Annotated in this window: 21 protein-coding genes; 10 read left to right on the top strand and 11 right to left on the bottom strand. The window is 63.7% G+C overall.

Annotation, left to right across the window (positions count from 1 at the left end; genetic code table 11):
- Nucleotides 1–65: 65 nt before the first annotated feature.
- Nucleotides 66–479: a nuclear transport factor 2 family protein gene (locus tag ACZYRS_RS10220; RefSeq protein ID WP_463419148.1), complete on the bottom strand. Its 414-nt coding sequence runs from the start codon at nt 477–479 to the stop codon at nt 66–68.
- A 144-nt stretch (nt 480–623) separates the two neighbouring features.
- Between ACZYRS_RS10220 and pdxR the strand changes: the two genes are divergently transcribed.
- The 4 genes from pdxR (at nt 624) to ACZYRS_RS10240 (ending at nt 5861) form a co-directional block, all read left to right on the top strand.
- Entirely contained in the window at nt 624–2162 is a 1539-nt protein-coding gene (pdxR, locus tag ACZYRS_RS10225) for a MocR-like pyridoxine biosynthesis transcription factor PdxR (RefSeq protein WP_463419149.1), read from the top strand.
- Nucleotides 2163–3159: 997 nt separating this feature from the next.
- Nucleotides 3160–4167, top strand: a complete 1008-nt coding sequence (tauA, locus tag ACZYRS_RS10230) for a taurine ABC transporter substrate-binding protein (RefSeq protein ID WP_198789689.1) — start codon at nt 3160–3162, stop codon at nt 4165–4167.
- A gap of 19 nt (nt 4168–4186) precedes the next feature.
- Nucleotides 4187–4975, top strand: a complete 789-nt coding sequence (locus ACZYRS_RS10235) for a taurine ABC transporter ATP-binding protein (RefSeq protein WP_463419150.1) — start codon at nt 4187–4189, stop codon at nt 4973–4975.
- Nucleotides 4968–5861, top strand: a complete 894-nt coding sequence (locus tag ACZYRS_RS10240) for an ABC transporter permease subunit (RefSeq protein ID WP_198789688.1) — start codon at nt 4968–4970, stop codon at nt 5859–5861. The genes ACZYRS_RS10235 and ACZYRS_RS10240 overlap by 8 nt, the downstream gene beginning before the upstream one ends.
- On the opposite strand, the gene ACZYRS_RS10245 is transcribed toward ACZYRS_RS10240, so the two are convergent.
- The 4 genes from ACZYRS_RS10245 to ACZYRS_RS10260 form a co-directional block, all read right to left on the bottom strand.
- Nucleotides 5779–6843, bottom strand: coding sequence for a LysR family transcriptional regulator (locus tag ACZYRS_RS10245; RefSeq protein WP_463419151.1), 1065 nt, complete (start codon nt 6841–6843; stop codon nt 5779–5781). The two genes, ACZYRS_RS10240 and ACZYRS_RS10245, sit on opposite strands and share 83 nt — an antisense overlap.
- Nucleotides 6844–6900: 57 nt before the next feature.
- A complete protein-coding gene (locus ACZYRS_RS10250; protein WP_463419152.1) occupies nt 6901–7224 on the bottom strand; it encodes a helix-turn-helix domain-containing protein in 324 nt (107 codons plus the stop codon).
- Nucleotides 7208–7585, bottom strand: a complete 378-nt coding sequence (locus ACZYRS_RS10255; RefSeq protein WP_463419153.1) for a type II toxin-antitoxin system RelE/ParE family toxin — start codon at nt 7583–7585, stop codon at nt 7208–7210. Before ACZYRS_RS10255 ends, ACZYRS_RS10250 begins: the two co-directional genes overlap by 17 nt.
- A 105-nt stretch (nt 7586–7690) precedes the next feature.
- On the bottom strand, nt 7691–9226 hold the full coding sequence (locus ACZYRS_RS10260) for a cryptochrome/photolyase family protein (RefSeq protein WP_463419154.1): 1536 nt from the start codon (nt 9224–9226) through the stop codon (nt 7691–7693).
- A gap of 351 nt (nt 9227–9577) precedes the next feature.
- Here ACZYRS_RS10260 and ACZYRS_RS10265 point away from each other — a divergent pair, with 351 nt between their 5' ends.
- A complete protein-coding gene (locus tag ACZYRS_RS10265) occupies nt 9578–9877 on the top strand; it encodes a hypothetical protein (RefSeq protein WP_463419155.1) in 300 nt (99 codons plus the stop codon).
- Nucleotides 9878–9959: 82 nt separating this feature from the next.
- On the opposite strand, the gene ACZYRS_RS10270 is transcribed toward ACZYRS_RS10265, so the two are convergent.
- Complete coding sequence (locus ACZYRS_RS10270) at nt 9960–10298, bottom strand: DUF2645 family protein (RefSeq protein ID WP_463419156.1); 339 nt, start codon at nt 10296–10298, stop codon at nt 9960–9962.
- Between the two features lie 2 nt (nt 10299–10300).
- Nucleotides 10301–11005 carry a hypothetical protein gene (locus ACZYRS_RS10275; protein WP_463419157.1) on the bottom strand — a complete coding sequence of 235 codons (705 nt, stop codon included), beginning with the start codon at nt 11003–11005 and terminating at the stop codon, nt 10301–10303.
- A gap of 312 nt (nt 11006–11317) precedes the next feature.
- Between ACZYRS_RS10275 and ACZYRS_RS10280 the strand changes: the two genes are divergently transcribed.
- On the top strand, nt 11318–11914 hold the full coding sequence (locus tag ACZYRS_RS10280; RefSeq protein ID WP_463419158.1) for an ORF6N domain-containing protein: 597 nt from the start codon (nt 11318–11320) through the stop codon (nt 11912–11914).
- A gap of 54 nt (nt 11915–11968) precedes the next feature.
- Here ACZYRS_RS10280 and ACZYRS_RS10285 read toward each other — a convergent pair whose 3' ends face one another.
- Nucleotides 11969–12325, bottom strand: coding sequence for a hypothetical protein (locus tag ACZYRS_RS10285; protein WP_463419159.1), 357 nt, complete (start codon nt 12323–12325; stop codon nt 11969–11971).
- A gap of 101 nt (nt 12326–12426) precedes the next feature.
- Nucleotides 12427–12747: a hypothetical protein gene (locus ACZYRS_RS10290; protein WP_463419160.1), complete on the bottom strand. Its 321-nt coding sequence runs from the start codon at nt 12745–12747 to the stop codon at nt 12427–12429.
- 25 nt (nt 12748–12772) lie between these two features.
- Here ACZYRS_RS10290 and ACZYRS_RS10295 point away from each other — a divergent pair, with 25 nt between their 5' ends.
- Nucleotides 12773–13024, top strand: coding sequence for a hypothetical protein (locus ACZYRS_RS10295; protein WP_463419161.1), 252 nt, complete (start codon nt 12773–12775; stop codon nt 13022–13024).
- A 248-nt stretch (nt 13025–13272) separates the two neighbouring features.
- On the opposite strand, the gene ACZYRS_RS10300 is transcribed toward ACZYRS_RS10295, so the two are convergent.
- Together ACZYRS_RS10300 and ACZYRS_RS10305 are read right to left on the bottom strand one after the other, a co-directional pair.
- Complete coding sequence (locus tag ACZYRS_RS10300) at nt 13273–13476, bottom strand: hypothetical protein (protein WP_463419162.1); 204 nt, start codon at nt 13474–13476, stop codon at nt 13273–13275.
- A 10-nt stretch (nt 13477–13486) separates the two neighbouring features.
- The gene (locus ACZYRS_RS10305) at nt 13487–17917 is read right to left on the bottom strand and encodes an RHS repeat-associated core domain-containing protein (protein ID WP_463419163.1); all 4431 of its coding nucleotides are present in this window, start codon (nt 17915–17917) and stop codon (nt 13487–13489) included.
- Nucleotides 17918–18481: 564 nt separating this feature from the next.
- Here ACZYRS_RS10305 and ACZYRS_RS10310 point away from each other — a divergent pair.
- Genes ACZYRS_RS10310 through ACZYRS_RS10320 form a run of 3 tightly spaced genes read left to right on the top strand, consistent with a single transcriptional unit; the run spans nt 18482 to nt 20969 of the window.
- The gene (locus ACZYRS_RS10310; RefSeq protein ID WP_463419164.1) at nt 18482–19525 is read left to right on the top strand and encodes an SAM-dependent methyltransferase; all 1044 of its coding nucleotides are present in this window, start codon (nt 18482–18484) and stop codon (nt 19523–19525) included.
- Nucleotides 19522–20328, top strand: coding sequence for a DUF1295 domain-containing protein (locus ACZYRS_RS10315; protein WP_463419165.1), 807 nt, complete (start codon nt 19522–19524; stop codon nt 20326–20328). Before ACZYRS_RS10310 ends, ACZYRS_RS10315 begins: the two co-directional genes overlap by 4 nt.
- A complete protein-coding gene (locus ACZYRS_RS10320; protein ID WP_198789676.1) occupies nt 20325–20969 on the top strand; it encodes a DUF6134 family protein in 645 nt (214 codons plus the stop codon). Before ACZYRS_RS10315 ends, ACZYRS_RS10320 begins: the two co-directional genes overlap by 4 nt.
- Nucleotides 20970–20989 lie beyond the last annotated feature (20 nt).

A 20989-nucleotide genomic window follows, 5' to 3' on the forward strand; every position in this document is an offset into this window, starting at 1 on the left:
CATGAGAGGGCTCCAGTGAAAAAGGCGGTGGCTGCCGGCCTTCGTGCTTGCTCTGATGCGATGCGCTACGTGGCCGCGGGCAGGTTCGGCCTGGCCTTGCGGAACACGTTCTTCAGGTGGATCTTTCCGTCCCTGAAGGTGAAGACGTCGATGCCGTCGGTCTCGATGCGGCTGCCGTCGGCGGCCGTGCCGGTGAAGGTCCACTGCGAGGTGCCGAAGTCGCCATGCACGAAGTGCTGGCCGTTCACCCACTGCGCGTCGGGCACCGCCTGCCAGGCGCCCGCGAAGGCCTTGCGCACGGCCTCGGTGCCCACGTGGCGCGCGCCGCAGGCGTCGGGGCCGGCAGCGGTCTGGAAGATGCAGTCCGGCGTCATGAAGCCCATCAGCGCGTCGATGTCGTGGCGGTTCCAGGCGTCGCTGAAGGCGGCGAGGGTGTCGGTGGTCACTGCAGAAGAAGAGGAGGAAGGCTGGGCGGTCACGCGGGAGCTCCGGGGCGGAAAGGAATGTCACAAGCCTAGGCAGCGGGGTGCCGGCGCGATAGGTCCAGATGAGGAGATTCGACCGAGCCAGAACGCCGCCAGAACGCCCCGGCCGGCGATGCCTGCCCTAAACTGCGGCGCACCATGCCCCCGAACTCGCGATCCACCCAGTGGGCGCAGCTTTTCGCGCTGCCCGACCAACCGGCGCTGCCGCTGCAGGCCCGTTTGCGAACCGCCGTGGTGCAGGCGATCCTCGAAGAGCACCTGGCGCCCGGCGCGCCGCTGCCCTCGTCGCGAGAGCTCGCGGCGCTGCTGGGCCTGAGCCGCAACACCGTCACCTCGGCCTACCTGCAGCTCATCGACGAAGGTTTCCTGGAAGCTCGCCCGCGCAGCGGCGTGTTCGTGGCGCTCGACGCGCGCCCGCTCTCGGCCGTGCATGCCGAGCCGCTGGTCGGCCGCAGCGGCCAGGCGAGCCAGCCGCCCGAGTGGTCGCACCGCGTGCTGCGCTCGCTGGTCGACAAGCCCACGCTCTCCAAGCCCGACCGCTGGCGCGACTACCCGTACCCTTTTGTCTACGGCAACTACGACCCGCAGCTTTTTCCGACCGAAGACTTTCGCGAATGCTGCGCCCGCAGCCTCGCGCGCTCGCAGCTGCCGCACTGGACGCCCGACTTCGAGACCGACGACGTGCCCGACCTCATCGAGCAGATCCGCACGCGCCTCCTGCCCAAGCGCGGCGTGTTCGCGCTGAAGGAAGAGATCCTCGTCACCATGGGCGCGCAGCACGCCTACTACCTGCTGGCCGAGGCGCTCTTCGACGAACAGACGCGCGTGGGCCTCGAGGAGCCCGGCCACCCGCATGCGCGCAACAGCTTCTCGCTGCGGCAGCCCAAGTGGGTCGAGGTCGATGTCGATGAAGACGGCCTCGTGGTCGATGCGCTCCCCGCGGCCGATTACCTCTTCGTCACGCCCTCGCACCAGAGCCCGACGACGGCAACGTTGAGCCTGGAGCGGCGGCAGTGGCTGCTGCGCAAGGCCGAGCTGCAGGACTTCGTGATCATCGAGGACGACTACGAGGCGGAGAACCTGTACGAAGGCGCGCCGATGCCCGCCTTGAAGAGCCTCGACAAGACGGGGCGGGTGATCTACGTGGGCTCGGTGTCCAAGAGCCTGTCGCCTGCGCTGCGGCTGGGGTTCATCGTGGCGCCGCGGGCGTTGATCAAGGAACTGCGGTTGATCCGGCATGCGATGGTGCGGCATCCGAGTGCTTTCTTGCAGCACGCCTATGCGCTGTTTCTTTCGCTCGGGCATCACGAGTCGCATGCGCGGCGGGTGAACCACGCGATGCAGGAGCGGCTGGCCATTGCTGCGCAGGCGCTGCGGGATCACTTGCCGGATTTCGAGTTCCGGCTGCCTTCTGGGGGCGCGTCCATCTGGGTGCAGGCACCTACGTGGGTGGATGCGACGGAGCTGTCTCTCATGGCGCGCAACCATGGCGTGCTGATCGAGGCTGGCGACGTGTTCTTTGCACGGCCGCCGTATCCGTGTCCCTTCTTTCGACTGAGGTTGTCTTCCATTGCGGCTTCTCAAATTCCGGCTGGGATTCGGGCGCTTGGGCTTGCAGTGGAAGAGTTGGCTTTGGCGCGTGGCGAGAAGCGGGCTGCGGGGCTTCGAACGCATTGAATTGATTTCTTTCCCGAGGCCGGGTCTCGCCCCGGCGGGCGAGCTACTTTCTTTTGCTTCGCCAAAAGAAAGTAGCCAAAGAAAAGGCGACCCCACTGTCTGCGACCCTCCGCTTCGCTGCGGGCAACCTGCGGTGCTCGCGTTTCGCGGGGTCTCGCCGAACTCGCTGCGCTCAGACAGCGGCGAGCCCTGATCCGCGAAACGCTGCGCTCCTCGGCGCAGCCAGAGGGGATTGGGAAACCTGACGCGCCATCGCTGCGCTCGGCTTGGGGTCGGGCCTTTGCTTCGCTCGGCCTCCGTGCCCCGACCCCGGCCCTCCCCCAGGGGGGAGGGAGAAAGACAAGACCTGCAACACAGGGCCTTGATGCATTGCTCCTTCCCCCTCTGGGGGAAGGCTGGGATGGGGGCTCGACGGCCCTCGCAACACGGCGGTGCTTCAACGAGCGCCGCGTGCCCCCACCCCAACCCTCCCCCGGAAGGGGAGGGAGCCAATCCAAGCCGAGCGAAGCAAAGGCTCGTGAGGTGTCCAGGCGCCGAGCGCAGCGATGGCCCACTGGTTCCCAAAGCCCTTCTGTATGCGCCGAGGAGCGGAGCGTTTCGCGGATCAGGGCTCGCCCTTGTTTGAGCGAAGCGAGTTTGGGCGAGACCCCGCGGAACGTGAGCACCGCAGGTTGCCCGTAGCGAAGCGAAGGGTCGCAGACAGCAGGGTCGCCTTTCTTTTGCCTACCTTTCTTTGGCGAAGCAAAGAAAAGTAGGTCGCCCGCCGGGGCGAGACCCGGCCTCGGGAAAAAAAACAAAGCACATCCCTCATCACCCCCCAGGATGGCCGGGAGGCAAGGGCGACGGGCAATGCCAATGCCCCGTCCGAGTGCCCCATGCACCAGAACAAGGGTATTCACGGACAAGCTGGCTCCATCCCCCCAACCTCGCTGGTACTTCCTGGCTGCACCCGTTGCGTGCAAAGTCGCAGCCGAGATTCACCTATTGGAGAAACCCGATGACCACGTCCCGCCGTCTCCCCCTTCAACTGGCCCTGCTGGCCGCCACCCTCACGCTGTGCGGCATGTCGAACGCGCAAACCAAGGAAGTCACCTTCGCCCACCAGGACATGCTCGTCCCCCTGCGCCTGGTCATGGAATCGGGTGAGGTCGAAAAAGCCACCGGCTACAAGATCAACTGGCGCATGTTCTCCGGCGGCGGCGACGTCATCCGCGCGATGGCCTCGGGCGACGTGCAGATGGGCGAGACCGGCTCCAGCCCGCTCACCGCGGCGGCCAGCCAGGGGCAGGACATCAAGCTCTTCTGGATCTCGGCGGACATCGCCAACGCCGAGGCGCTCATCGCCCGCAACGCCTCGGGCATCAACAGCATGAAGGACCTCGCGGGCAAGAAGGTGGCCACGCCCTTCGTGTCGACCGCGCACTACCAGCTCATGGCCGGCATGAAGATGGACGGCGTCGATCCCAAGAGCGTCAACGTCATGAACATGCGCCCGCCCGAGATCGCCGCCGCCTGGGAGCGCGGCGACATCGACGCCACCTTCATCTGGGACCCGGTGCTCTCCAAGATCAAGGGCTCGGGCAAGACCATCGCCACATCGGGCAGCATCGGCAAGCGCGGCGCGCCCACGTTCGAGGGCATCGTCGTCAACGCCAAGTGGGCCGCGGCCAACGAGCCTTTCATGGTCGCCTTCGTCAAGGCGCTGAACCGCGCGAACGAGGAGTACAAGGCCACCGGCAAGAGCTGGACGCCCGATTCGCCGCAGACCAAGGCCATGGCCAAGTGGACCAAGGCCGACCCCAAGGACGTGGGCGCGGCCATGTCGCTCTACACCTTCCCGACCATGGCCGAGCAGGTCTCGCCCACGTGGCTGGGCGGCGGCGCGGCCAAGGCGATGGCGGGCACTGCGGCGTTCCTCAAGGAGCAGGGCCGCGTGCAGGAAGTCAAGCCCGACTACGGCGCCTACGTGACCACCGTGTACGTCGACAAGGCGATGGGCAAGTAAGCGCGGGGCGCACATTCCGATGCCTACGCTCGACATCCGCGACCTCACGGTCAACTACGCCGTCAAGGGCGGCACGCTGCAGGCGCTCGCGCCCGTGAACCTCACGATGCACGACGGCGATTTCGTCGTCGCGCTCGGCGCCTCGGGCTGCGGCAAGACCACGCTGCTCAACAGCATCGCGGGCTTCCTGCCGCCATCGACCGGCGAGATTCTTCTGGACGGCAAGCCCGTCGTCGGCCCCGGCGCGGACCGCGGCGTCGTGTTCCAGAAGCACGCGCTCATGCCCTGGCTCAACGTGCGCGACAACGTCGCGCTCGGCCTGCGACTGGCCGGCACGGGCAAGGCCGAGCGCGACCGCATCGCCGAGGACAAGCTCGCGCTCGTCGGCTTGCAGCAGTACGCGGACCGCGCGGTGTACGAACTCTCGGGTGGCATGCAGCAGCGCGTGGGCATTGCGCGCGCGCTGGCGAGCGACCCGGCCGTGCTGCTGATGGACGAGCCCATGGGCGCGCTCGATGCGTTCACGCGCGAGCAGGTGCAGGAGATATTGCTCAAGGCCTGGTCCAAGTCGAACAAGATGGTGTTCTTCATCACCCACTCGGTGGAGGAGGCGCTCTTTCTCGCCACGCGCCTCATCGTGATGAGCCCGAGCCCGGGGCGCATTTCGCACGTCTACGACAACGTGCCGTTCTCGCGCCAGTACCTCGCACACGGCGATTCGCGCAAGGTGAAGTCGGAGCCCGAATTCATCCGCATGCGCGAGGAGGTCTTGTCGATCATTCACCATCGCGAGGCCGCCCATGCCTGAGGTCACCATCGCATCGCCCGCTGCCGTTGTTGTTGCCATGACGCCGCCATCGAAACCCGCCGCATCGCCGCCGCCTGCCCCCGGCACCAAGCTCAAGACCAGCGCCTTCAAGGTGCCGGGCGAGGGCTCCAGCGTCGTCATCAGCGTGGTCACCGTGGTGTCGCTGGTCGTGCTGTGGTTCGTGGTCACCAACATGGGCTGGGTCAAGCCGCTCTTCTTGCCGACGCCGCAGGCCGTGTTCCAGCAGTTCTACGAATACCTCACGGGGCAGGCCAACGACAAGCCGCTGTGGCAGCACTTCCTGGCGAGCATGTTCCGCGTGTTCTCGGCGTTCTTCCTCGCATGCGCGACGGCCATTCCGGTGGGCATCGCGATGGGCATGAGCCGCTTCTGGCGCGGCATCTTCGATCCGCCGCTGGAGTTCTACCGGCCGCTGCCGCCGCTCGCGTATCTGCCGCTCATCATCATCTGGTTCGGCATCGACGAGCTGCCCAAGGTGCTCTTGATCTTTTTGAGCTGCTTTGCGCCGCTCGCATTGGCCGCACGCTCGGGCATGCGCAGTGCCTCGCAGGAGCAGATCAACGCCGCGTACTCGATGGGCGCGAGCTACATGCAGGTGATTCGCCACGTGATATTGCCCTCGGCGCTGCCCGACATCCTCGTGGGCATGCGCATCGCCATCGGCTTCGGCTGGACCACGCTCGTGGCCGCCGAGATGGTCGCGGCCAACATGGGCCTGGGTCAGATGGTGCTGAACGCGTCGAACTTCTTGCGCACCGACATCGTCATCATGGGCATCATCGTCATTGGCGTGGTGGCGTATCTTTTCGACCTGCTGATGCGCTGGCTCGAGCGGCGCCTGGTGCCCTGGAAAGGGCGCATGTAGCCTCGGGTGCGGGCGCCGCTGCTGCTGCTGCAGCAGTGGCGATGACGGGCCGTGCCACCGGCAAGGCCGGCGGCATCGGCGGCATGGCGGGCGGGTCGCCGTGCTGCGCCATCGACTGCTCCAGGAAGTCGAGCATCGCGCGCATCGCCGCGCTGTTGTGCCGGCGCTGCGAGTAGGCCGCATACAGCCAGTGCTCGTGCGGCATGTGCTCGCGCAGCACCGGCACCAGCGCGCCGCGCTCCAGGTGCGATTGGGCGAGCGGCTCCGGCACATACGCCACGCCCACGCCGCGCAGCGCGAGCTCGATGAGCGCAACGGCGTCGTTCGCCTCCATGCGGCTGTGCACCGCCACATCGTGCGCGCGGCCGTCGGTCTCGAAGGGCAGGTGCGTGGTGGGCATCGCCGAATAGCTCAGCACGTCGTGCCGCGCCATGTCCTCGGGCACCTGCGGAATGCCGCGCCGCGCCCAGTAGGCGGGCGATGCGCACACCACCATGTCGTACTGCACGAGGCGGCGCACGATGAGGTTCATGTCGTCGATGCGCCCGCCCGTCAGGTGGATGTCGATGCCTTCCTCGATCAGGTCGATGGCGTTGTTGGTGAACACCAGGCTCACGTACACGTCGGGGTAGCGGTTGATGAACTCGGCGATCACGTCGGACATCCAGCCCGCGATGAGCCCGTTCGGCGCGCTCATGCGAAGCCGCCCGCGCGGCGTTGCGCCGTGGCCCTGCAGGTCGTTGAGCGTGTTCTCGGCCATCGCCACCAGCTCGGTGCTGCGGTCGAGCAGCACCTGGCCGGCATCGGTAAGGCTGAGCGCGCGCGTGGAGCGGTTCAAGAGGCGCACGCCGCTGCGCGCTTCGAGCTCGGCCACGTAGCGGCTGACCGTGGCCTTGGACATGCCGAGCGAATCGGCGGCGCGGGAGAAGCTGCGGCGGAAGGCAACTTCGCGGAAGGTTTTGATGAGGTCGAGGCCGTCCATGGTGGCGCGGATCGTTTCAGTGTTGAACCCGGCGCATCGGGCGGCTGCAAGGCACCGTCATGCCAGCACCTTCAGGCCGTGCTTCTCGACCACGGCCAGCAGCTTGAGCGCCATGCCGCTGGGCCGCTTGGTGCCGGCCTCCCACTTCTGCACCGTCGATTCGCTGGTGTTCAGGTAGCGCGCAAACACCGGCTGGCTCACATGCGCGGCTTCGCGGATGTGCTTGATCTGCTGGGGCGCGAGCACCGGCGGCGCGACGAGGCAGCTTTCGTCGAACTGGCGCATGGTGGCCTTGTCGATCGCGCCGATCTTTCTGAGGGCGCTCGCCGAGGTATGGATGGCCGCGAAGGCATCGCTCTTGAATTTAGGCCGTGTCGTCATGGCATATCTCCACAAAATGTTTGGCGCGAACCAGTTGCGCGATCTGCAAGTCCGCGAGCCCGGCGTAGCTCTTGGCCAGCAGGCGAAACGCAACCAGCTCGTCGGGCTCGATGTTGTCGCGGTCTTTCTTGGCGAACAGGTACTCGTAGACCCAGTACCGCCCGCCCTTGGCGAGCACGATGGAACGGTGCATGTTGTCGTTCAATCGCTTCTTGAACACGCCGCCGCCCAGATCATCGGCCTGTCCGGCCATTGCCTGGCGGATGGCTTCGCACAGTTCCAGGTCACCGATCTGTGCCTTCTTCGCATCCCTGCCGAACTTAGCGGTCTTGAAGACCCTTGTTTTTATCTTGGAAGGCATGCAAAAAGTGTATCACCCAGTGCTACGAAACGATTCTGCACCGCCTTTCGACCCCAAGGCTTTCAGGGTGGCCGGACGGAACTGGCGTTCGCATCGGGGTGCGCTCTACAGCAACTCCGGCCGCTCGCGCATCCGCTGCGCCGTGCCCCGAATCGCCGCAAGCTCCTCGGCACTGAACCTGCGCAGGTTCTGCGTCATCACATTCGTGCGCGGGTTGTTCTCGAGCATGCGCGCGTGGCGCGCGACGAAGTCCCAGTACATCACCGTCATCGGGCAGGCGCCTTCACCGCTGCGCGTGCCGGGCTTGTAGCGGCAGCCGTCGCAGTAGTTGCTCATGCGGCGGATGTAGGCGCCGCCGGCGGCGTAGGGCTTGGTCACGAAGCGCGCGCCATCGGCGTAGAGCGACATGCCCACCGTGTTCGGCAGCTCGACCCACTCCACCGCATCGACATACACCGACAGGTACCACGCATGCACCTGCGCGGGCGCAACGCCGAAGGTGAGCGCGAAGTTGCCCGTGACCATCAGCCGCTGGATGTGGTGCGCGTGCCCGCGCTGCAAGGTCTGGCCGACGGCCTGCTTCATGCAGTTCATGCCGACCTCGCCCGTCCAGTACCACTCGGGCAGGTCTTCGTGGTGGTCCAGCGCGTTGGCATCGAGCAGCTTGGGCATGCGCCACCAGTACACGCCGCGCATGAACTCGCGCCAGCCGAGGATCTGCCGCACGAACCCTTCGACCGACTCCAGTGGCGCGGCGCCCGCGCGCCACTGCGCCACGGCCGCATCGATCACCTCGCGCGGGTCGAGTAGCTTCAGGTTCAGCGATGACGACAACAGGCCGTGATAGAGCACCGGCTCGTCGGTCCACATCGCGTCCTGGAAGCGGCCGAAGTCCTGCAGCCTGAAGGCCATGAAGTCGTTCATCGCCACTAGCGCCTGCTCGCGCGTGACGGGCCAGTCGAACTGCGCGGCGCTGCCGTAGTGATCGCCGAAATGCGTTTCGACATCGGCCAGCACCTCGCGCGTGATCGCGTCGGGCGCGAAGAAGGGCGGCGGCGGCAGCATGCCCGGCCCGTTACGCCCGAACGCGTTGCGGTTGTCATGGTCGAAATTCCACTGCCCGCCCTCGGGCTCGCCGCGCGCATCGAGCAGCACCTGGTGCTTGAGCCGCATGCGGCGGTAGAAGTCTTCCATCACGAGGCGGCGCTGCCCGTGCGCGTGCTCGGCGAACTCGGCGCGCGAGGCCATGAAGTGCAGGTCGTCGTGCACCACGAGGCGCACCTGCGCGGCCTCGCAGACCTTGGCGATCGCCTGTTCGAGCCGCCATTCGCCCGCCTCGGTCATCACGACCGCGCGCGGGCGGTGGTGCGCCAGCGCGTGCGCGAGCGCCGACTCGATCGATGCGAACTCGTGCGTGCCCAGCTTCAGGTAATCGATGGGCATGCCGCGCGCGGCGAGGGCCTGGGCGAAGTGGCGCATCGCGGACAGGAAGATGGCCGTGCGCATCTTGGTGCTCGGCACATGCTCGGACTCCTCGCGCACCTCGGCCATCCACACGCGGTCTTGCGTGGCGTCGAAGCCTTCGAGCGCGACGCTGGTCGGGCTGAGCTGGTCGCCGAGGACCACGATGAGATTGCGCATGGGCACGTGTCGATGGGAGGTGCTGGAAGGGTCGGGCGGTTGCGGGCCTGGCGATGTCAGCGCGGGGCTGATCTTGCTGTGGTGCGTGGCTATACTGCGCCCGTCACGTCAAAAACAGGCGTGATCGGGATTGGCGTCCCGAGTAACTGCTGCGACGAAAGCCGCAGATTCCTCCGCAGAGACCTGCGGCTTTCTTCGTTCGTGCCTCCAGTTTTGGCGGCTCGAGCAGGGAGCCGCGAGGCTCGCCGGTTTGCGCAAGCAGTTCCCGGTACGCCAACCTGTTCGAGCTGCCGCCTCCAATTGGCGTTGGGTGCGGCGGTTTATACAAACTGAACTGCCTGGAGGCCATTGATGGCTCACGTCCCTTCGTTCCCCGGATCTCTCGAAACCCCCAACGCGCAATCGCTTGCACTGCAAGCATGCGATGACGTCGAAGGGCTTCACATCGTGCAGCGCGCTTATGCGTGTCTCGAAAAACTCATCGGCCCGCAGCACCCTCGCGATGCGGAAGACACCGCGCCTGACCGCACGGAAATCAGCGCGCTGATGGCGCTCGTCAATGAAGAACTGCAGCGGCGCATCGGGGCCGCGGATGCCACGATGCAGGCGCTGCGCGTGGCGTTGAGCGGGGGCGCTGCGCCTGCTTCTTGACGGCAAGGGCAGCGTCCGTCCGAGGAGGCTGCTTGGAGGTCGCAATCGATGGCCCCAAGCGCCTGCCTCCTCGCCGTGAGTCCTAGAACGTCTCCCGCCCCGGGCAGCTCGGGGAGAAAACATAGAAGCGCAGCATCCAGATGGCTACGAGCGCCAGCCCCGCCCAGACAGAGAGGTGGATCCTTCGCTGCCGCAGCGAAAGCGCAATTGCCGCCACCAGAAATGGAATCAGAAATACAAATGAAATGACTTCGGACGACCCTTCGCCGTCATCGAGCGGCAGCGTGCAGAAAGTGATTGAATCTGCTCGCAGCGCGGGGTCGTCCAGCATCCATTCGTATCTGTTTCTCGGCAGACCCAAAATCAGCAAGATGCATAAGGCGGAATAAATCGTTCCCAAGATAAAGAGAATTTTGCGCATTGTCAGTAATTCTTGAGGAGGGAGGCAATATGCTGTTTGTGCCGCAGCATGGTCCGGCCGTATGAGGAATAAATTCTTGCCGGATTTCCAGGCGCTTGACGATTTGAGTTGATTATCTCCCCCAAGGCCCGCCGAATTCCTCTGTTATAGCGCGAGCCCGCAACAATGAATTGCTCATCGGACAGGTTGGCAGTGTTGGCGTCGGGGTAGTCGTAAAGAATCAAGCCATGCAGGTGTTTCGCCACGATGTCCAGATTGAAGGCATCTTTCTTCAGGCACGAAATGATGCGCAGCGAATCTCCAAAGCTCAGCGTCGCAGGGTCCATGTCCAGTTCTTTTGCGACAGCTCGCAGTTGAATGCTCACCCCGCCGAAGGAGGTTTCGAGCGGTGATTTGCTGAAGATGGTCAGGTGGCGGTTCGCCCAATCCGAGCCGCTCCAGTCGATGGCCCTGAGAAAGTACGCATAGTCCTTCCACCCATCCGGCTTTCCGCCAACCTCAATCCAGGCGACGCCTGCTAAAAGCTGCGGCGAAATATTGTGGCGATTTGCTGAACTGATAATTCTTTGGCGATTGAAAACAATCCAGCTGTCTTTGTATTTATTAAGTGATGGTGCGCCTCCGCCAATTTTCCATATCAAAGCATTAAAGGATGTCCACTTTGGATAGGAAATTTCTTCTGGCGCGCAATAATTCAATGGTTTCATTATTTCTCCCCGATGGCCCGTAGTAGACGATCGCATTTTTTGTCGCGATCGCACAGTCAAGAAGCTGGAATTTTCGATTGTTGCGAAAATTGCCAATGCTCCTGGGCCAACGGTACAGCGGGGCATGAAATTGCAGTTGATGTCGAATGCCTTTGTCAAATATCTGCGGGAGACATCGTGATTTTTTTGGAATTTGCTTGATTGAAGAACGGAAAAGTCAAAGGCGACGCACACGCTTGGGAACGAGGGCATCGTCATTCAGAATGTCGATGGCCTTTGCGACCCTTCCATCCAACCGATGCCACGCACCTCATGAGCGAAGTACCCTCCGACGCGCCGCTGCAACCCCGCATCGAAAGCCGCATCCTCTCGCTGCGCGAACAGCGCGTGATGCTGGACTCCGACCTCGCGGTGCTCTACGACGTGCAGACCAAGGTGCTGGTGCAGGCGGTCAAGCGCAATGCCGAGCGCTTTCCGGCCGACTTCATGTTCCAGCTCTCGCCCAAGGAGTGGGCGGCTTTGAGGTCACAAACCGTGACCTCAAACCCCGGCCGCGGCGGCCGCCGCACGGCGCCGTATGTGTTTACCGAGCAGGGCGTGGCGATGCTGTCGTCGGTGCTCGGCAGCCCCCGCGCGATCGCGGTGAACATCGAGATCATGCGCACCTTCGTGCGCGTGCGCGCGCTGATCGCCACGCACCAGGACCTGGCCAAGCGCCTGAGCGAGCTGGAGCAGAAGACCGAGCAGATCGATATGCGGCAGGACGCTTTCAGCCGGAATACGCGCAACCAGCTGCTGCAGGTGTTCGAGGCGATCAAGGCGCTGACGGTGCCGGATGATCCGCCGAGGCGGCCTATCGGGTTTGGGACCGGGGAGGAGAAGAAGGGGAAGGGGCGAGGGGAGAAATAGGCGATTGCGAGGAGCGGAGCCGATGGGGCTTGCGATGAGGAACCGGCAATTCGGTCAGTCGAGCATGTCCCTTGTGATCTCGGAAAACATCCCCCAAGGACAACTGACTCGGAAGCTGTTCAACGTTTCGCGCGCTCCGGCTGCGTCACCGGCATCCTGTTGGACCCGGGCTTGCAGGATCACATCGCCAAGGCGCCTCGACCACGCCTTTTCGTTGCTTCTGAGTTCAACGACGAAATGCGCGAACTCATCGGCCGAGGCGAATTTCTCACCGCTGTTGCTCGTCTGGCCGAGTTGCTGCGTGAAGACTTCTGCGAACAGCGCGCGACTTTCGTCGCTGTACTGCGCGGCGATGGCTTCCTGGGGCTGAGCGGAGAAGGCATGCCATCTCTCGATCAATTCGTCAGTCATTGGCGCTTGCTCGCGGACATAAGAAAGAACGGGAGTTTGCACCCCGACGCCTCTCAATCTTCATGTCTTCTTGTGAGGCTTCGCAAAGTGATCGTCTTCTTTCAACGGCCAAACAGTTGTTGGTCATAGGACGCCAACTCTCCATCAAATGTGGCAACTGAGCGCAGATGTTTTCGCACATCGTTGCCGAGGCCCGCATCAGGATCGAGCGCCGCCAGCTTGAGGAGGCTACGTAGTTGCTCCTTGGTCGGTTGCTGGCGAATCCACCAATGAAATGCCCCGTTCCGATCATGCTCGGCACCAAGTTCATGACCAGGAACATAGCTTGAGAGTTGCCACTGAAACAGCTCGTCCGGATACATGCCTAGCGCTAGCCATTCGTCCGGGAAGTGCATCAGTTGGATGAATTCAATCTTTCTCATCGAAATGCTTTTCTAAATTCAATTATTGAGCCGAGTCAATTTCGTCGGGGATAAAGAAAACAATGGCGAAGCGATCTCCGAATTTCGAAACGCTTTCCCCGCCAAACTCCTGCACCACATCGATCGTAAGCTGCCCGCTTTGGAGAAGTGCAGCATGGCGTTCGTCAAACACCATATCCACGCATTTACCCGTCGGATCGAAACGGAATCGCGCATCGTCAAGGAACTGCGAATAAACCGGATGTTCTTCGAATCTAAAGTTTCCATGATCCAATAACTGACGCCCACAGTCATTCCGTCAGGAGTTTGAAGGTAATCATAGAAATAGCTACCGAGTTGGGCGTCCGAGACTTTTTCCTGCTCGGTCGCGGCCGAGTTTTTTGGAAGAACTATGTGCTTCATCGAGTAACTTCCGAGAGAAATTACGCAAGCTCCTGGCGCATAAAGATGATTAAAGCCATTTTTGCCTCCTGGCACTCAAGAAATAAGACGCTGGCCTATTTTTTCCACAAAAGTCTTACTGATTCAGTTCTTGTCGGGTGGTTGGTTAGCCCCGCTTGGAGTGTCATTGGTTTTGTTCCTCACCGCTAAGCGCATGAGGATTAAAAAGACCACGCAAACGCCAATAAACGCGATGTCGATCCACGCAGGAGTGAACGGCATCAATGCTCTATAAGCGATCAATGCAACCGCCAACAGAATTAATAGAGCAATACCCAGTTGGCGCATGTTCACTCCTTTAAGGCGCTGCCAACCGGCAGATTGGTGGGGCCTTTATCTCGCAATGATTCATCACCGCGGGCAGCGCTGCCCAGAGCGAAACTGCTGTCGTGTACGGACTGCTGAAAAGTGCAACGCCGCGTCCAACCACCCCCATTGTTTTTGCTCCGGCTCCCATCGCCTGAAACGCTCTTGGAACCTGCTTGGCGGTGGCATTGCCCGCAACTGCGGCACCACCTTTTACAACGATTCCCATCGTGGCAAGGCACGAAACGCTGTATGTCCGCTCCTCCCCAAAGGGCGAGCCGGATAGGCCTGCGGCCTTCATGCCCGCTGCACACATCGGATCCGGGTTTTCATCGCACACACCGCGCTTTCGAAAGGTAACTGTTCCCGGATCAAGTTGGTATTGGTCCCCAGATCGACCCTCGGGAACTCCTGCCGCCCTGTCTGCCATGCGATCCATGAAATCCAATCCGAGAGGATCCGCGTTATTGAGTGGATTGGCATCCACATATCCAAACCGATTCCACCCACCGTCCAGTCCAATTGGATCGGACTGGCTATACCTCCCCGTCCTCGCGTCATAGCTTCGGAAGTAGTTGTAGAACAATCCCGACTCCCCATCCGCATACTGCCCCGGATACCTCAGGTTGAACTTCACCTCCGAGATCCCCGTCGTGCCCGGATTCGGCGTCGCCTCCAGATTCGCAAACCGGTTCTTCGCCACCGTCGGCTTGTCTTCCCCGAACGCGCTGTAGCTCCACTGCCAGACCGCTTGCCCGCTTGCGTTCGTGAGCCTGCGCGGCGTGTTCAGGTGATCGCTGTGCACCGCATACATGGCGCCGTCGATCACCGCCGCGATCGGCATCGGCCCGTTGGCCGTGGGCAGGTAGATGTACTGAGCCTGGCCCGCGCTCTGCGTGCCGCCGCTGCCCGCCTCGGCGACGAGAGTGCCCTGCTCGTCGTAGGCATACGCATAGCCCAGCTGCTCGGCCTGCGTGGTGCTCGGGCTCCAGAGTTTGGTGAAGAACGCGATCAGGCTCTGCATGAAGCCCGGGTCGGCCTCGTCGCCCTGGCTGGGCGAGTACAGCGGCTCGGTCTTGAAGACGCGCTGGCCCAGCGCGTTGTGCGCGTAGCGCGTGGTCGGGCTGGTGTCGGTGGCGCCGGTGGTGGAGGCCGCCAGGCGCCCTTCGGCGTCGTAGGCGTAGCTGCGCAGGCCATCGCTCAAGAGGTCGCCGTTGGCGTTGTAGCCGTAGGTGACGCTGGTGTTGCTCGCGCCGTTGATGCTCTGGGTGAAGCCCGCGAGGCGATTGCTCGTGGCGCCCACCGTGTAGGTGCGGTTGGTGCTCAGGCCGGCGAGCACGCGCGTGCTGCTCGATCGGTTGCCGTTGGCGTCGTAGCCGAAGCCGGCGGTGTTGCCGGTGGCGTTGAAGCCGGTGATGCGGCCCACCGTGTTGTAGCCGACGGTCCAGGTGACGTTGCCGCTGCCGATGGTGCTGTGCGTGGGGTCGGCGTCTCCCGGCTGGTAGAGGCTCTGCGTGAGGCTGGTGATGCGGCCGGCGGCGTCGTAGACGTAGCTGCTGAACTCGGTGGCGGTCAGGCGGGCCGCGGTGTCGTAGGTGCGGCTGGCCGCCACTGAGGGAGATGCGAAAGCCCAGGTCCACGCGGTGGGCTGGCCTAGCGGGTTCCAGGCGATGTTGGTGACGAGCGGTGTGCCGTTCAGGCTCAGGCCTGTAAGGCGGCCGGTGCTGTCGTAGCTGTGGGTGAGCAGCCCGCCGCCGTTGGGGTAGCCGATGCTCGCGAGCGTGCCGTTGAGGTTGTAGGCGTAGTTGACCTGCTGGATGCTTCCGTTCGCAAGCGTCTGCCTCTTGAGCGTCACGCGGGCGAAGGTATCGCGGGTGTATTCGGTGGTGCCGCTGCGATCGATGATCTCCGAGAGATAGCCCTTGCTGTTGGCCGTGAGGTCGTAGCGAAGCGTGGTGGTCTTGCCGTCTGCGAAGACGAGGCCGGTGGGGCGGCCCAAGGCATCGCGTGTGATCGTCGTGGCCTGGCCCAGTGCGTCGGTGATCTGGGATGGGAGGCCGAGGTTGTCGTACTGCGTGCTGGCGGTGCCGATGTCGGTGCTGGCTTCGGCGGTGGCGTTGCCCTGGGCGTCGCGGGCGTAGGTGGTGACCACGCTCTTGAAGTCCTTGGCTTCGGTGACGGCGTCGAGGGCGTTGTACTTGAGCGTGGCGCTTGCGTTGGCCGCATTGGTCACTGTCTTGACGCGGCGCAGGTTGTCGAGGCCGTAGTTGGTGCTCTGGTTCAGGCCGTTGGTCGTGCGGGCCAACTCGCCGTTGGCGTCGTAGCCGAAGGTGCTGGTCTGGTTCGGGCCGTCGGTCTGGGCGCTGAGGCGGTTGATGTTGTTGATCGTGCGCGCCGTGTTCCACGCGATGTTGCCGGCGCCGTCCTTGATCTGCTCGGCCGTGCGGTTGCCCATGCCGTCGAGGGTGTAGGTGCCCGATTCACCGCGGTTGTTGCTCCATCCCGTGAGGCGATGGGCGGCGTCGTAGGTGTAGGTGAGCACGAGGCCGGTGGGCAGCGTCATGGTCTCGACGGTACCGTAGGGCTTGTAGGTGAGGGTGGTGGCCTGGCCGCCGACGGTCTGGGTCAGCAGGCGGTCGCGCAGGTCGTAGGTGTAGGTGGTGACGAGGCCGTTGGGGGCGGTCGTGCTGACTACGCGGTTGGCGGTGTCGTAGGCGTAGGTGGTGACGTGGGCGAGGGCGTTGGTCGAGGTGAGGGCGTTGCCGAGGGTGTCGTAGGTGTAGCTGGTGACTGCGCCGTTGGGTTCGGTGGCTGTGGCTACGAGTTGCTGGGGGTTGTAGGTCCACTGCCAGAGTTGGGCCTTGTTGGTGGCTGTGTCTGTGATGGTCTTTGACAGGGTGTTGCCGAAGGGGTCGTAGGTGTAGGCGGTGGTACGGCCGGGCTCACTAATCAACACCGGCAAGGCAAAGGTCGAGTGCCATTGAGTGGTCACTGTCCGAGCATCGGGGGTGCCGGAGGCGTAGGCCGCGGTGACGGGCAGACGTCGAGCGGTATCCCAAGTGGTAGTGGTCACCACGCCATTGAAATCGGTCTCGCTGGTGATGAGACCATTGGCGTCTTGAACGCGACTGCGGGCGTCGGCCTCGCCGAGGCTCGAGGGCAATGAACCGCTGGTGACTGCGAGCTTGCCCAGCGTGGTGCCGTAGCTGTAGTTGCGGCTCGTGCCCAGCGGATCGACCACCGTGGCAGAACTTGCCGATGGATAGCTCACCTGATAGCTGTTGATCGAGCCGGCGAGTTGGGTGCTAGTTGCGCGGCCCGTAGTGTCGTATGCGAACGTGCCCCAGCGCACGCCGGACTCATCGAAGATGCCGGTTAGCGCTTTGGGGAACGAGGCGTTTTCGTAGACGAAATCGCGACCTTTGCCGTCGGGGTAAAGAATCGAGGACAGACGCCCGGTGCTGTCATAGGCGTAAGCGATGACACGCGCATCTGGGGTCGTAACACCGATCAATTGACCAGCGCCGTTGTACGCAAGCGTTAGGGTGCGGCCGAAGGCATTAGCGACGGAAGCCAACTGGCCATCGCCGTTGTAAGCGTAGACAGTGGTCCAGCCGTTGCGATCCACCGTGGTCTGCAGCTTGCCGGAGTCGCCGAAGCCAAGCGTGGTGTCGTCATCGGCGCGGTGATAGGCCCAGTCGCCTGAGGAGAGTTGCACAAGGGTGTCGGCGCTGTTGGTGGCGCTCCATGCAGTAGCGCCGGCGGTCTTGCCAAAGGTACGGACATAGCCTTCACTTGTAGTGATGGCTATGCTCGAAGGGGCCGTGCTGGGCGCGGCGACCAGTTTGGTGCTGAAGTTGTGCGACCAGACTTGGCCGAGTGAATTTCCAACTCGGCTTGAATCGATTGCCCAATTGCTGCGGTAAGTTCGTGTGAACGACAAAGCCCCCGGCCCGGAGTCAGACCAATCGGTCTCGGAGCGGTACTTTTCAGCGGTGGCAGGAAGGATTGGAGTGGCAGTGCTCGCGCCATCTACCCGAGCGGCTGAGACGGTGATGTTGCAGATAGGGGCAGGCGCGGGCGCGGCTTGAATGCAGGATCTGCTTGTTCCATCGGGCTGATAGGAGGAGTTGCACTCGCAGCCACCCGTGACAGATGTGCTGTTCGCTGGGCAGTAGTTTGTGCGCCAAGCAACATAGTCGGGATACTGATTTGGACTTCCCACAATATGCATCCGGCACAGAACAGCGCTTTTGGCTTCGGGATCACCGCTGTAGATGATGATGGCAAATAGCTCTACCTGCCCCCACGATGCATAAGTTAACTTGGCCTGCGCGAGGGCATCATTGCAAGCCTCTTGATAGGTCGCCTGCATCTTGCGCGGCCGAACGTTCTCTGCATACCAACCGGAGAGTTCAGGCATCGACGCGTGTGATGACCAGGAGGCGAGAAGCACGAGAGCGCATGCAATCAATCGAAGGGTCTGAATCGCGTGTTGCTTAAGACCAAAAAAAATCGGCAGCCTTGCCGAGTCTTCTCCACGCATGCCTCGCAGCGCACTTGAATTTCTCATTACCCTTCCTCGTACTTTCTCGTTTTGTTCGTGCGCACCTACAACCAAGTCCTCTTTGGTTGTGACGATCAGCGTTTGTTGATGCACTAATACCGATGACGTGTACTGCCGCACAGTTGGGCACGCCCAGTCCGCGGTCAGAACTTCTGCCGCGTTTTGGCGGCGGTAGCACGCTCCGTACAAGTCCTTTCAGATTAGCCCAAAGACTACCCACGAACAACGACAGATCCATGGCTCGCGAGACCGCGGCCCCGATCTGAATATGAAAGTACGCGACACCAGAACGCCCTGTTGTGGCCGGGCGACTCCCGCCTCTGGCGAAGGTATGCAAGCCACCCTCATCCAAACCCCATCCCGCTGCGTACATCTCCCAACCGCACACCCTTCCACCGTGCCCGCCGAGGAGAAACCCCCATGCCGCAGAACCTCACCTCCGCCCTCCACTGGGCAGAAAAAGGCCTCATCCCCGACTCCTTCCTCCGCCGAGGCATCCGCCGCCTCCTGAAGGACCGCCTCACCGAATTGCAAGCCGGCAACCCCCTGGCCATCGCCGACCTGACGCAGGCTTTCCTCACCCAGATGCGCTCATCGAACCTCGCGCCGCTCCCCGAAAAAGCCAACGAGCAGCACTACGAAGTCCCCGCCGCCTTCTTCGCCCAGGTCCTGGGCAACCACCGCAAATACAGCAGCTGCTACTGGCCCGAAGGCACCCGGACCCTCGAAGAAGCCGAATCCGCCGCCCTCACAGCCACCTGCGAAAGAGCCGGCCTCATCGATGGTCAAGACATCCTGGAGCTGGGCTGCGGCTGGGGCTCCCTCACGTTGTGGATGGCCGAGAAGTACCCGAACAGCTGGGTCACGGCGCTCTCCAACTCCAACTCCCAACGCGAATACATCGAAGCCCAGGCCGCGCAGCGGGGCCTGGCCAACGTGCGCGTGCTGACCCGCGACATCAACGCCTTCGACACCGACGAGCGTTTCGACCGCATCGTCTCCGTCGAAATGTTCGAGCACCTGCGCAACTGGCCGCAGGCCTTCGCCAATGTCGCGCGCTGGCTCAAGCCCGAGGGCCGCTTCTTCATGCACGTCTTCGCGCACCGCGAGGCGCCGTACCCGTTCGAGGTGCGCGATGCGAGCGACTGGATGAGCAAGTACTTCTTCTCCGGCGGCATGATGCCCAGCGACGATCTCGCGCTGCACTGCCAGGACGACCTGCGCCTCCTGCGCCGCTGGCGTTGGGAGGGCAGCCACTACCAGCGCACGGCCGAGGCGTGGTTGCGCAACATGGACGCGCGCCGCGACGAGCTGCGCCCGCTGTTCAAGGCCACCTACGGCGCGGAGGCCAACGTGTGGTGGACGCGCTGGCGGCTGTTCTTCATGTCGGTGGCGGAGCTGTTCGGCTTCGATGGCGGGCAGCGCTGGTGGGTCAGCCACTACCTCTTCGAGCGCCGCGCATGACAGCGGGAGCGACCGGCATCGCATTCGCAGGATTGGCATGGACCGCGCTGGTCGTCGTCCTCACCTGGCTCGCCAGCCTCGCGCGCCATGACGTGAGCCTCGTGGACCGCGTGTGGCCCGTCTGCATCGTGGGCGCGGGGCTTGTCTACTTCGCGCTGCTGCCGGGGCATACGCCGCGTGGGCTGTGCATGGCGGTGCTGGGCGCGGCGTGGGCGGTGCGGCTTTGCCTCTACATCACCTGGCGCAACTGGGGGCATGGCGAAGACCGCCGCTACCAGGCCATTCGCGCGCGCAACCAGCCGGGCTTCGCGTTCAAGAGCCTGTACCTCGTGTTCGCGCTGCAGGCGGTGCTCGCATGGATTGTTTCCGCGCCGTTCCTGCCGGGCATGGCGGCGGCGCGGCCGCTCGGTTGGCTCGACGTCGTCGGCATCGCGCTCGGGTTCTTCGGCCTCTTCTTCGAAGCCATCGGCGATGCGCAGATGGGCCGCTTCAAGGCCGATCCCGCGAACGAAGGCAAGGTGATGGACCGCGGGCTCTGGCGCTACACGCGCCACCCCAACTACTTCGGCGAGGCCTGCGTCTGGTGGGGCCTGTGGCTCATCGCGGTGGCGGGTGCGGGCTTCGGTGGCGCGTGGACCATCGTCTCGCCCATCCTCATGACCTGGCTGTTGTTGCGCGTCTCAGGCGTTCGCATGCTCGAAGCCGACATTGGCGAGCGCCGCCCCGCCTACCGCGACTACATCGCGCGCACCAACGCCTTCGTGCCCGGGCCGGTGCGCGGCAACCATCGCAAACCCACATGAAGAAAACGCTCCTCCTGCTGGCCGCGCTCTGGTGCGGCGCCGCCTTTGCAACCGGCCCCGGCAGCGGCGACTGGAACTTCCGCGTGCTGCTGGACGACGCGCCCATCGGCGAGCACCGCTTCGTGCTCACCGCCGTCAGCGCGAACGGCGACGAGCGCAAGCTCGCGAGCGAAGCCTCGTTCGCGGTCAAGCTGCTGGGCCTCACGGTGTACCGCTACCGCCACTCGGCCACCGAGCTCTGGCGCGGCGATTGCCTGCGGCAGCTGACCTCCAAGACCGATGACGACGGCACGCCCGAGAAGGTGAATGCCGATGCGGCCGGCGACGGGGGCCTGTCGGTCGCCGGGCCCAAGGGCACGCAGTCGGTCGACGGCTGCGTGATGAGCTTCGCCTACTGGCACCCCGGCATCCGCCAGCAGGAGCGGCTGCTCAATGCGCAGAACGGCAAGCTCGAAGCGGTGCAGGTCAGCCGCGCGGGCAGCGGCACGGTGGAGGTGCGCGGCCAGCAAGTGGCGGCCACGCGCTGGCGCATCGCCACGCCCGCGCAGCCCATCGACGTGTGGTACTCGCAGCAGGGCGAATGGGTGGGGCTGGACTCCACCGTCAGCGGCGGGCGCAAGCTCAGTTACCGGCTGAAGTAGCGCGGCCGCTTCGTCGTCTG

This window comes from Variovorax sp. AC194 (assembly GCF_979257995.1).

Excerpts from the sequence above, each read along its gene's own strand:
- ACZYRS_RS10290 (WP_463419160.1), bottom strand. The coding sequence starts at position 12,747 with ATGAGAAAGATTGAATTCATCCAACTGATGCACTTCCCGGACGAATGG.
- ACZYRS_RS10250 (WP_463419152.1), bottom strand. The coding sequence starts at position 7,224 with ATGACGACACGGCCTAAATTCAAGAGCGATGCCTTCGCGGCCATCCAT.
- ACZYRS_RS10315 (WP_463419165.1), top strand. The coding sequence starts at position 19,522 with ATGACAGCGGGAGCGACCGGCATCGCATTCGCAGGATTGGCATGGACC.
- ACZYRS_RS10300 (WP_463419162.1), bottom strand. The coding sequence starts at position 13,476 with ATGCGCCAACTGGGTATTGCTCTATTAATTCTGTTGGCGGTTGCATTG.
- ACZYRS_RS10270 (WP_463419156.1), bottom strand. The coding sequence starts at position 10,298 with ATGCGCAAAATTCTCTTTATCTTGGGAACGATTTATTCCGCCTTATGC.
- ACZYRS_RS10280 (WP_463419158.1), top strand. The coding sequence starts at position 11,318 with ATGAGCGAAGTACCCTCCGACGCGCCGCTGCAACCCCGCATCGAAAGC.
- ACZYRS_RS10265 (WP_463419155.1), top strand. The coding sequence starts at position 9,578 with ATGGCTCACGTCCCTTCGTTCCCCGGATCTCTCGAAACCCCCAACGCG.
- ACZYRS_RS10320 (WP_198789676.1), top strand. The coding sequence starts at position 20,325 with ATGAAGAAAACGCTCCTCCTGCTGGCCGCGCTCTGGTGCGGCGCCGCC.
- ACZYRS_RS10235 (WP_463419150.1), top strand. The coding sequence starts at position 4,187 with ATGCCTACGCTCGACATCCGCGACCTCACGGTCAACTACGCCGTCAAG.
- tauA (WP_198789689.1), top strand. The coding sequence starts at position 3,160 with ATGACCACGTCCCGCCGTCTCCCCCTTCAACTGGCCCTGCTGGCCGCC.
- ACZYRS_RS10245 (WP_463419151.1), bottom strand. The coding sequence starts at position 6,843 with ATGGACGGCCTCGACCTCATCAAAACCTTCCGCGAAGTTGCCTTCCGC.
- ACZYRS_RS10305 (WP_463419163.1), bottom strand. The coding sequence starts at position 17,917 with ATGCCTGAACTCTCCGGTTGGTATGCAGAGAACGTTCGGCCGCGCAAG.
- ACZYRS_RS10285 (WP_463419159.1), bottom strand. The coding sequence starts at position 12,325 with ATGACTGACGAATTGATCGAGAGATGGCATGCCTTCTCCGCTCAGCCC.
- ACZYRS_RS10260 (WP_463419154.1), bottom strand. The coding sequence starts at position 9,226 with ATGCGCAATCTCATCGTGGTCCTCGGCGACCAGCTCAGCCCGACCAGC.
- ACZYRS_RS10310 (WP_463419164.1), top strand. The coding sequence starts at position 18,482 with ATGCCGCAGAACCTCACCTCCGCCCTCCACTGGGCAGAAAAAGGCCTC.
- ACZYRS_RS10275 (WP_463419157.1), bottom strand. The coding sequence starts at position 11,005 with ATGAAACCATTGAATTATTGCGCGCCAGAAGAAATTTCCTATCCAAAG.
- ACZYRS_RS10255 (WP_463419153.1), bottom strand. The coding sequence starts at position 7,585 with ATGCCTTCCAAGATAAAAACAAGGGTCTTCAAGACCGCTAAGTTCGGC.
- ACZYRS_RS10240 (WP_198789688.1), top strand. The coding sequence starts at position 4,968 with ATGCCTGAGGTCACCATCGCATCGCCCGCTGCCGTTGTTGTTGCCATG.
- pdxR (WP_463419149.1), top strand. The coding sequence starts at position 624 with ATGCCCCCGAACTCGCGATCCACCCAGTGGGCGCAGCTTTTCGCGCTG.